Genomic DNA, 10,311 nt, shown 5'->3' on the forward strand with positions numbered 1-10,311 from the left:
CATCATCATTTACTCTCACAACCAAGTTACAAGATCTGATCAGAGTGAAGAGATAATGTTCAAAAAAAATCCCCACTAATTTCTTAGCGGGGATTTGTGTATAAGAGACAGGCACAGAGGCCGGCTTTGAAGATGGAATTAGTCTATTACACTAGCGGATTAGTGTTCCCAGTGGTAGGTATGGGCTTTAAATTCCATTTCGCGTTCAGTTTGTTCAGGCATGAATGCTTGGTTGTCTGATTCGAAGAAGAAAGGTGCTCGTTCTTGCTTAGAGCCAACTTCATTCATAGTCGCAGACTCGTAAACTCGACCGTTGAGTACGGTGTAATCAACGTATTCACTACGGCGAATATCATTAAGAACGTTGCCGTCCATGACGACTAAATCAGCCAGTTTACCCACTTCAATACTGCCTATATCTTTACCCATGCCTAGGTGCGTTGCGCCATCTATAGTGGCACCGCGCAGGGCTTGCCATGGAGTAAAGCCACCTTGGTTCATGATCCACATTTCCCAGTGCGCAGCTAAGCCTTCACGCTGACCGTGAGCACCAATGTGAATACTTACGCCATTGTCGCTAAGTTCTTTGGCGTACTTAGCTACGTTAACGTGGTTGTATTGGTTATCTGGCGCAGTTGGACGACGAATGGCACGACGGTCCAAAATGAATGAAGGGGTATAACGGAGCAAGCGTGGGTTTTTCCACACTTCTGTGCGGTCGTACCAATATTCTTCACCCATCATGCCGCCATAAGACACCACGAATGTAGGCGTGTAGCCCGACTCAGTTGCTTTCCATAACTGAGTGACATCACTGTAGCCTGTTTTAATTGGCAAGCTGTGCTCAAGGCCTGTATGACCATCAACCAGCATTGAGAGGTTCTGCTGCAATTTACCTCCGCCTTCTGGTACTACCATCATTTCTTGTTCATGGGCTGCCCAAATGATTTCCTGACGCTGATCACGACGTGGCTGGTTATAGCTCTTGACCGAGATTGCACCGGCATCTTTCAAGCGTTGAACGTGGAAGTATGCATCGTCATAGTTGTTGATGATTGCTTTGTAACCCAAACCTTCTGCACCATACAAAATGGTACCGGTTGAGTAAATGCGGGGCGCGACACGCTCACCTTTGCGTTGTAATTCAGACGCGGCAAAGATCTCAGTTGTGTCATTAGAAGGATCGTGGATCGTTGTCACCCCAAATGAGACATTAGAATACTGAGTCCAGTTTTGGTCTGGGATGATTTCATTGCGACCCTGACCGCCGTGAGCATGTGTATCTACTAGGCCGGGAACAATGGTTTTGCCTGTAGTGTCGATTTGAAGCGCATTGTTAGGAATGTCGACTTCGCCGCGTTTACCCACTGCCACAATACGGTTGTCTTTAATCAATACCGCACCATCGTCGATGATTTCTTGCTCGCTGTGAGCATTGCGCATGGTAACAACCTTACCACCGATCAAGGCTTTATAGCCTTGTGGTTTATCGGCTTGGGTACTGAAGCTCAAATCGAGACCTTGCTCTAATGGGTCTAGTTTCTCAGCATTGTCGTCGTCCCAATAAGCTAACGCTTTGTCTAAGCTGCGCTCGTAGTAGTATGGGCCGTTAAACCAACCTAAGGTGTTGTTGTCTGGCGACCAAGTAAGGTATTCACCAGCACGACCCGAAAGTTGGGTTACCGGTAAGTTAGACATGTTTGGCCCAATGGTGATTTTTTTACCGTTTTCTACGAAAGGTGCAACGTAGGTATTGAACTGATAAACGAAGGCGACCCACTTCTTATCGTGAGATAAGCGGTATTCGCTTACCTTATCTGCACCGTACAAGTGTGCGCGCTTGTCATTACCAGCAAGGTTTACACTGGAAAGCTGGGTTTCAGTATACGCTGTTCCGCCCACGTATTCGGTGAAGTAAACGCGGTCGTTACCCCCAGCGAAGTGAGGTTGATAGCCACCGTCACTGACTTTGGTTTCTGTCTCAGCATCGAGGTCGGCAACGTAAATACCTGGCTCAAGCGAGTATTTAGGTGACAGTAAGTATCCGCCGGTGAATTTGCGGAAGGTGACCAAATCACCGTTTGGTGAAAAGCTCGGCTCTACGTAATGCCCCGGTTGTTGAGTGATGACTTTTCCTTTACCACCGCGTGCTTTAACTATGCTTACCGTACCTAAGTCTTGGTCATCCCATGTGGTATAGACAATATATTTACCGTCGTTGGAATAACGGGGGTAATATTCGTCGTGGTCGTTTTGCTTGGTTAGACGTTTGATTTTACCCGACTTAATATCGCGGACGTACAGCTTGCCCAAAGCTTGAAATAAGATGCTTTTTCCGTCGGGCGATTTTTGTGACCAACGGATCATGCGAACGTCGAAGTTATCTGGTGCAACATCTACATCAAATCGCAAGGCGTCGGCAAACTGCACCTCTGCTTCTACATGCACAGGAATGGTCGACAGTTGCTTGTCTTTAATGCTGATTTTGTGGAACTTGCCGCCGGTCCAAAAAACGATAGCGTCAGATTTTGGTGTCCAATCGTAATAGGCGTAATAGCCCTCTGAACCAAAACCTTCTTGCATGTCTCGCTCAATCCCCAATATCAGCATATTCTCTTCACCTGTGGTGAGGTCTTTCAAGAATAAGCCGGTTTGGTTTTTTACTCGGCGAACAAATGCCACATACTTACCATCGGGCGAAGGTGTTGGCACAATGGCACCACCAGTACCACTCACTAGGCGACTCTCTTCACCCGTTTCTCGGTCGTATTGTGTAATGGCGAACAAACCTTGCATGGGATCGCGGTTATATTCAAACCGGCTACCTGGAACGGTATTACTGGTGTAATAAATGTATTTTCCGTCGGGAGAGAAAACCGGGTCTGCAATGTTCTGCTGGTCTCGCAGCCCATTTACGCGAGCTTTAATTTGCAGCCCTGCGCCTCCGGTGTGGTGATACATCCAAATTTCACCGGCTGGAATACTGCGGCTAGACATAATGCCTTTAGTAACCACTAGGTATTCACCGTCGGGGCTCCACTTCGGTGAGTGGATCAGGTTTTTCTCTTCTTTGGTGATCTGCTTGAGGTTTTCACCATTGATATCCATCACCCATACATTAGACAAACCACCGCGATCTGAAATGAACGCAATTTTGCTACCATCAGGAGAGATGGAAGGATGAATATTCCAACCAAAATCTTGCGTAAGAGGCGTGGCATCGCCACCATCTACATCAACTTTGTAGATGTCACCGAGCATGTCAAACACCATAAACTTGCCATTGGGGGCAATATCCAGGCTTGACCAAGTGGTTTCATCTGTGCTGATTTTGACTTTATTGAGTGCAAACGGTGGGTGTAGAACGTCCCAGTTTTCTAGGTCATAGCCCGTTTGTTGTTCTTCTTCGGCTAAAGCGGCGTTAGGTAAGCTTAGACTCATAGCGAGACCAAACCCGGTTGCTTTAACCCAGTTTTTGTTGATTTTTATCATTATTTTTCCCTGGCGTAATTAACGTCAGCATCAGTATAAATCAACTGAGATGAATAGGGGCTCTGATACGATAAACGGTGTAATCCGTCGGGCTAATTTGGGTCGGGGTAATGATGACGAATGTCTGCAAATTCATCAAAATGGGCGAGTAAAATATCCACTAATTTAGGCTCGAAGCGCGTACCAGAGCCTGCAATAAAGTAGTCTCGAATTTGGTCTATGCCCCACGGTGCTTTGTAACAGCGTTTACTGCCGAGTGCATCAAATACGTCGGCAATAGCTGAAATGCGACCCGCCACATGAATGTCTTCACCTTTTAGTTGTTGTGGGTAACCCGTGCCGTCCCAACACTCGTGGTGCTCATGTGCAATGATAGCGCCGAGATGCAGAATGGGGTTGTCAGATTTGCGCAGCATGTCGTAGCCTATTTCTGAGTGAGTACGCATGATGGCAGCTTCTTCTGGTGTGTGTTTGCCAGGTTTGTTTAACACCTGATCGGGAATGCCCACCTTTCCCACATCATGAAGGGGCGAAGCCAGCTTAATCATTTCTGCTTCGGCTTCATCCAAGCCGTAATAAACCGCAAGTTTGTATGAGATATGCGCCACGCGCTTTACGTGACTTCCCGTTTCTTTGGAGCGCATCTCTACGGCTTCGCCAATCAGGTATGACAGTTCTTTCTGAGACTCTTTAATAACGTCTCGTAATTTAAGGTTTTCATGGGCAACGGCAATATTGTTGGCAAAAAATGCAAGTAGATGATGTTGCACTGACTCTAACGCATCGTCTTTTGACACATATAACACGTTTTCTGTACCGCGTTTGGTGGTGAAATAGCCGATGAAGTAGTCTTCTTCGTAGATGTTCGACTTCGCTTCTAGCGCTTGATTAATACGCGCTTGAATATGCGGCGCAATGTTGTTTTGACCTTTCTGAATAGCGATAGGGTTGGCTCCGGGAATATTAGTCGCAAGCAAGTTAAGCTCTTTTCGCTTTTGCGGCTCCCTGACCACTGCACAACAGACAATTTCGCTTGATTCGATACCCAGTACTATCGATACCTGAGTTAGAATTGCAGAGGCGAATTGGTTGAGTGATTCACACTCTAAAAACTCTGACGTGGCAGCAATGATTTTTTCTAGCCCACGGCGATGCCTTTCAATTAGTTTGATATCGCGATAGCCACGTAGCGCCGAGTACATCACTGTTTTCATCCGCATGGCAGTGAGTTCAGTTTTGTTTTTGTAATCGTTTATGTCGTAGTCGCGAATCACGCTTTCTTCTGGCGCTTCACCGGGTTGGCCGGTGCGTAATACAAGGCGGATGTGTTTGTTTTCCAATTCGTCTCTTACCCAGCGCACGAGATCTAATCCGGCGTGTTGGGTTTCCATCACCACATCAACAAACGCAACAGCAATGTTGTTGTCGATGTCATTTGATAACAGGTTGCGGGCTTCGGCAGCAGACTCAGCAGAAATAATGGAGATGGGCGCGCCTTCAAATTCGAAGTCAGAGAGCACGAGTCGGGTAATTTGATGGATTTCAGGTTCATCGTCCACAACGAGGATCATCCAGCCGTCTGCGGCCGGCGTAACTACATCATCTTCTTCATCATGAGCAAATAAAAGCGTATCGTCGTGACTCATAGCAACCAAAAATTAAAAAGCTATAACCCCACTATAGACCCTCAAAAGAGATTGTGCCGTTCATTTGTCGTTTTTACCTAAAACCTTGATTTAAATGTTAACAATAGGTTGCATAAAACAAAAAAACGCCCTGAAAAAGGGCGTTTGTCATGCGAACGTTGGTAAGCGTTAGGTCATAGTAACAAACTCTTCTGCACTGGTAGGGTGAATTGCGATGCAAGCGTCAAAATCTGCCTTTGTGGCACCCATTTTCATGGCGACCGCAAAGCCTTGGAGAATTTCATCCATGCCCAAACCAATACCGTGTAATCCCACGACTTTCTGTGTGTCACCTGCGCAAACCAATTTCATCGCGGTAGTTTGGCGGTGCTGAGTTACTGCGGTGTACATGGCTGCGAAGCTCGACTTATACACGGTAATGGCGTCATCGCCATATTTGTCTTTGGCTTCTTGTTCTGTTAAGCCAACCGTACCAATGGGGGGGTGGCTAAATACCACCGTGGGGATTAACGACGCGTCTAAGTGTGCGTCAGGCTGGTTGTTGAACAAGCGCTCGCTGAGTTGGCGGCCCGCTTTTATTGCTACAGGGGTGAGTTCAGGTTGGCCGGTAATATCTCCCACCGCGTATATGCCTTCAACGGAGGTGTTTTGATATTTGTCGACAGGGATAAGACCCTTTTCAGTGCGCGTAATTTTCGTGTTTTCCAAACCTATGTTGTCGGTGGCTGGCTCACGCCCAATTGCCCAAATCAAACAGTCGGTGTTGATCACCTTGCCAGATGAAAGGTGAACGGCCAAGCTGCCATCGTCGAGTTTAACCACCTGCTCAACTTCACTGTGATTGTGTAAAGTTGGGCCATGTGTCGCCATGATTTCAACCAATGTCTCGTAAATAATGGGGTCGAAATGACGTAAAGGCGCTTGTTTACGAACGACCAAGTGCGACTCTATCCCTAGTGAGTGCAGAACACCGGCTAACTCCACCCCAATGTAACCTGCGCCCACCACAACTGCGCGTTTGGGTTGTTCATTAAGCGCAAAAAATCCATTGGAGTCGATGCCCAATTCAGCGCCGGGGATGGCTGGTACTACAGGGCGTCCACCGGTTGCGATAGTAATATGCGGGGCAGTGTAGGTGTTGCCATTCACTTCAATGGTGTGATCGTCAATAAAGCGCGCAAAACCATTAAGTACGGTGACTTTATTATTGGCTAGCACACGGTCATAAGAACCGTGAATGCGAGAGATATAAGCCTCACGACTTTCTACCATTTTTTGCCATGAAAATTGATTGAGTGTTACGTCAAATCCGTAATCTGGCGCGTAAGTGTTAATTGCTTCGGCGACTTGAGCGCCAAACCACATCGCTTTTTTAGGTACACAGCCAACGTTGACACAAGTTCCTCCCATCGCTTTTGCTTCGACCAAGGCCACTTTTTTGCCATAGCGAGCGGCTCTGTTTGCAGAAGCGATACCACCGCTCCCACCTCCAATACAAATGTAATCGAATGCTTGTGTCATTGTATTTCTGCCCATTTAGCTGGTGGTTTATAGCGCCTTGTTCGGCGCGAGATAGTTAACATAGTTGGGGTTTGTTAAACATGCTTCAATAGTTGAAGTAAAAAAAGCCATGACCTACCTGTAGTTATATAAAAGTATGTAAATTGTTCTGATGAAAACTTGCACAAATTAACTTTAGGGTTAACGCTTAATAATGCTCGTATGGATAGCAATTCGTGGAGGGAGCTATGGGGTTTTGGTCCCGTTTACTAGGTGGAGAGCCACCAGACAAAGACATCAGCGATATTATCTTGGATGATAACAGTGCCGGTGCTGGGTTTATGGGGTTGTACCCAGCTGTAGATATTCATCACAGTGTCGACACCGTTACTGTAAAAATGAAAATGCCACAAATTCTGGTGGATACTATAAACGTGAGTATCGCTAACGACATGCTGACGATAAAAGCAGTGCGTTTGTATTCGTCTAGCGACCTAGACAAAATGACATTAGGAGAGCAGAAAAAGCTTCGCATCATGCGTCGTACATTACCACTGCCTTTTATTGTCGCCAGCCATGCCGAGGTAACGGCAACCTACAAAGACAACACATTGTTGGTTGTAATCCCTCGTGTTACTGGTGTGCATACCATGATTCAACGTATTTCAGTGAACAATGAATAATCGCGGTTTTGATTAACATTACTGGGGCGTGTCGTGGATAGTCGCGCACCCCTCTTGTAATTCTGCTACACAGTCCCTACATTCAATGTCATATGCGTAAGCGACAAGAGTGAATTATGACGACCCCAGCAGATACCACACTAGCCATTGAAAAGGTTCAAGGTTTACCCGAATTTTCTAACATCACCCCCGATTCTATAAAGCCCGCGATTGAAAAGGCTATTGCCCTATGCAAAGCCGAAATCGACGCTGTGGTCGACAGTGGTGACTATAGCTATGCGAATGTGGTTGATAGGTTAGACGAAGCCGATGATGCGTTGAGTAAAATGTGGTCGCCGGTGTCACATATGAATTCGGTAGTGAGTTCAGATGCGCTGCGCGAAGCTCATGATGCTTGTTTGCCACTGCTGTCAGAATACGGTACTTGGGTTGGCCAACACGAAGGTTTGTATCAGGCTTACAAAGCGTTGAGTGAGAGCGATGAGTTTGCAACCCTGGATCAAGCTCAACAGAAGCAAATAACCAATACATTGCGTGACTTTACTTTGTCGGGTGTGGCATTACCTGAAGAGAAGAAGCGTCGTTACGCCGACATTCAAGCCAAACTTTCAGAGTTGTCTTCAACATTCAGTAACAATGTAATGGATGCCACCATGGGGTGGACCAAGCACGTCACTGATGAATCTCAATTGTCGGGTTTACCTGATTCTGCAAAAGATGCGGCAAAACAAGCTGCGCATAAAAAAGACTTACAAGGCTGGTTGTTTACCCTCGATATTCCAAGTTACTTGCCTGTGATGCTCTATGCCGATGACCAAGGGCTGCGCGAAGAAATGTATCGTGCTTACGCCACACGGGCCTCAGAGCAGGGGCCTAACGGCGGTAAGTGGGACAATACCGACATTATTAAACAAACACTGGTACTGCGTACTGAGCTTGCACAATTGCTTGGCTTTAACTCGTATGCAGAACGATCTCTGGCGACTAAAATGGCCGACTCTGCCGATCAGGTGGTGTCATTTTTACGTGATTTGGCAGCGAAGTCTAAGCCTCAAGCCGAAGAAGAATTGGCTGACGTGCTTGCCTATGCGAAAGCCGAACACGGGCTCACTTCGCTCAACGCATGGGATATTCCTTACTACAGCGAGAAACTCAAGCAAGACAAGTATTCGATTTCAGATGAAATGCTGCGCCCTTACTTCCCAGAAAACAAAGTGGTGCAAGGCTTGTTTGCCGTTGTGGGCCGTTTATACGGTTTAACCATTACCGAACAAACTGACGTTGACCTGTATCACCCTGATGTGCGTTTTTACACGATTAAAGACAAAGACGGTGAGATTCGCGGTAGCTTTTATTTAGATTTGTACGCCCGCGAGAAGAAGCGCGGCGGCGCATGGATGGACGAATGCCGTGTGCGTCGTGTCCGTGCTGATGGTAGCTTGCAGTATCCGGTGGCGTATCTTACGTGTAATTTTAATGGCCCAGTTGGCGACAAACCAGCGTTGTTTACTCATGATGAAGTCGTCACTTTATTCCATGAGTTTGGCCATGGTATTCACCACATGTTGACCAAAATGTCGGTCGCTGGCGTGTCGGGTATCAACGGTGTGGCATGGGATGCGGTTGAATTGCCGAGCCAGTTCTTAGAGAACTGGTGTTGGCAGAAAGAAGCACTGAACCTGATTTCTGGTCACTATGAAACAGGCGAACCCTTGCCAGAAGCCTTACTGGAGAAAATGTTAGCGGCACGTGATTACCAATCGGCCATGCAAATGGTTCGTCAGTTAGAATTCAGCTTATTCGACTTCTTATTGCACAGTGAAGATGGCAGCCAAGTTGATGTGCAAGCAGTGTTAAATCAGGTTCGTGAGGAAGTGGCCGTTATCGTGCCGCCGAGTTTCAACCGCTTCCAAACCAGCTTTGGTCATATTTTTGCTGGTGGTTACGCCGCTGGCTACTACAGCTATAAATGGGCGGAAGTTTTATCAGCTGATGCCTTTAGCAAGTTTGAAGAAGACGGCATTTTCAATGCTGATACTGGCGCAGCCTTCCTTCACAATATTTTGGAAATGGGTGGCAGTAAAGAGCCAATGGAGTTGTTTGTGGCGTTTCGTGGCCGTGAACCGCAAGTCGATGCCTTGTTGCGTCACAGCGGTATTCGTTCATGAGGCTAGAGCATTTCGATGCCATTTATCACCGTGTTTGCGAGCGCAAGGGCGGTGAAGCAGCGGTTGAAGCTAAGTTAAGTCGCCCGTTATCCCGTACTCAAATTGCCAAGATTTCTGATGATCGCTTTTTGGCCGAATTTACCAAGAAGGTTTTTCAGTCGGGCTTTGTATGGCGAGTGATTGAGCAAAAGTGGCCCGATTTCGAAACCGTCTTTTTTGAGTTTGATATTGATAAGGTTTTGCTCATTCCCGACGAAATGTTTGAGCAGAAAGCCCAAGATAAACGCATAGTACGCAACTTTAAGAAAGTGATGACGGTACGTGACAATGCGTTAATGATTGCGGATATTCGGCAAGAGTTTGGTTCGTTTGGCAAGTTTGTGACGTCTTTTGAGCCTGAAAACCTCATAGATTTGTGGGCCAAGTTAAAATCTCACGGCGCGCGTTTGGGAGGCAATACCGGGCCTTATGCTTTACGCGCATTAGGGGTTGATACTTTCTTGTTGAGTAAAGATGTAGAAGGTTACTGCCGAGCACATGAAATTATCACTGGTGGCTTGCAGACCAAGTCGAGTCTTCGCGCTATCAACGACGCCTTTGTGACTTGGCAACAGCAAAGTGGTCGCTCGTTCACAGAGTTGAGTCAGTTAGTGTCGCTTAGCTGTGGCGACAACATCCGATAAGTGACGGAAAGAAGGGAGCTTGGCTCCCTTCAGACTGTTGAAAAAGCCCTAGACGAAAGTCTGGGGCTTTGATCTAATAGGCATAGTGAAATTCGGAGTGTTCACCATGCTAACCCCAAAATCCCCACAACAATACGAG

General features: G+C 46.8%; 6 protein-coding genes. 3 read left to right on the forward strand and 3 right to left on the reverse strand.

All coding sequences use genetic code 11. From position 1 onward, the window contains the following. Positions 1-159: 159 nt before the first annotated feature. From ACXAH6_RS20030 to gorA, 3 genes are all read right to left on the reverse strand, one after another. Positions 160-3,492, reverse strand: coding sequence for an amidohydrolase family protein (locus tag ACXAH6_RS20030; RefSeq protein ID WP_474879733.1), 3,333 nt, complete (start codon positions 3,490-3,492; stop codon positions 160-162). Between the two features lie 92 nt (positions 3,493-3,584). After that, positions 3,585-5,138 carry a DUF3369 domain-containing protein gene (locus ACXAH6_RS20035; RefSeq protein WP_474879734.1) on the reverse strand — a complete coding sequence of 518 codons (1,554 nt, stop codon included), beginning with the start codon at positions 5,136-5,138 and terminating at the stop codon, positions 3,585-3,587. Between the two features lie 168 nt (positions 5,139-5,306). Continuing rightward, positions 5,307-6,659, reverse strand: a complete 1,353-nt coding sequence (gene gorA / locus ACXAH6_RS20040; protein WP_474879736.1) for a glutathione-disulfide reductase — start codon at positions 6,657-6,659, stop codon at positions 5,307-5,309. Between the two features lie 227 nt (positions 6,660-6,886). On the opposite strand from gorA, the gene ACXAH6_RS20045 reads away from it, so the two are divergent. The 3 genes from ACXAH6_RS20045 to ACXAH6_RS20055 all read left to right on the forward strand — a co-directional run bounded on the left by ACXAH6_RS20045 (position 6,887) and on the right by ACXAH6_RS20055 (position 10,172). Continuing rightward, positions 6,887-7,321 (forward strand): Hsp20/alpha crystallin family protein, encoded by a 435-nt coding sequence (locus tag ACXAH6_RS20045; RefSeq protein WP_474879737.1) that lies wholly within the window; start codon positions 6,887-6,889, stop codon positions 7,319-7,321. 116 nt (positions 7,322-7,437) lie between these two features. Next, positions 7,438-9,489, forward strand: coding sequence for an oligopeptidase A (gene prlC, locus ACXAH6_RS20050; RefSeq protein ID WP_474879739.1), 2,052 nt, complete (start codon positions 7,438-7,440; stop codon positions 9,487-9,489). Beyond that, positions 9,486-10,172, forward strand: a complete 687-nt coding sequence (locus ACXAH6_RS20055) for a DNA-3-methyladenine glycosylase I (protein ID WP_474879740.1) — start codon at positions 9,486-9,488, stop codon at positions 10,170-10,172. Before prlC ends, ACXAH6_RS20055 begins: the two co-directional genes overlap by 4 nt. Positions 10,173-10,311: the final 139 nt, after the last annotated feature.

The sequence above is a fragment of the Alteromonas sp. ABE4_545 genome, assembly GCF_056161325.1.

Bases quoted from the DNA above. Each gene is read 5' to 3' on its own strand.
- ACXAH6_RS20030 (WP_474879733.1), bottom strand. From the start codon at position 3,492: ATGATAAAAATCAACAAAAACTGGGTTAAAGCAACCGGGTTTGGTCTC.
- ACXAH6_RS20035 (WP_474879734.1), bottom strand. From the start codon at position 5,138: ATGAGTCACGACGATACGCTTTTATTTGCTCATGATGAAGAAGATGAT.
- gorA (WP_474879736.1), bottom strand. From the start codon at position 6,659: ATGACACAAGCATTCGATTACATTTGTATTGGAGGTGGGAGCGGTGGT.
- ACXAH6_RS20045 (WP_474879737.1), top strand. From the start codon at position 6,887: ATGGGGTTTTGGTCCCGTTTACTAGGTGGAGAGCCACCAGACAAAGAC.
- prlC (WP_474879739.1), top strand. From the start codon at position 7,438: ATGACGACCCCAGCAGATACCACACTAGCCATTGAAAAGGTTCAAGGT.
- ACXAH6_RS20055 (WP_474879740.1), top strand. From the start codon at position 9,486: ATGAGGCTAGAGCATTTCGATGCCATTTATCACCGTGTTTGCGAGCGC.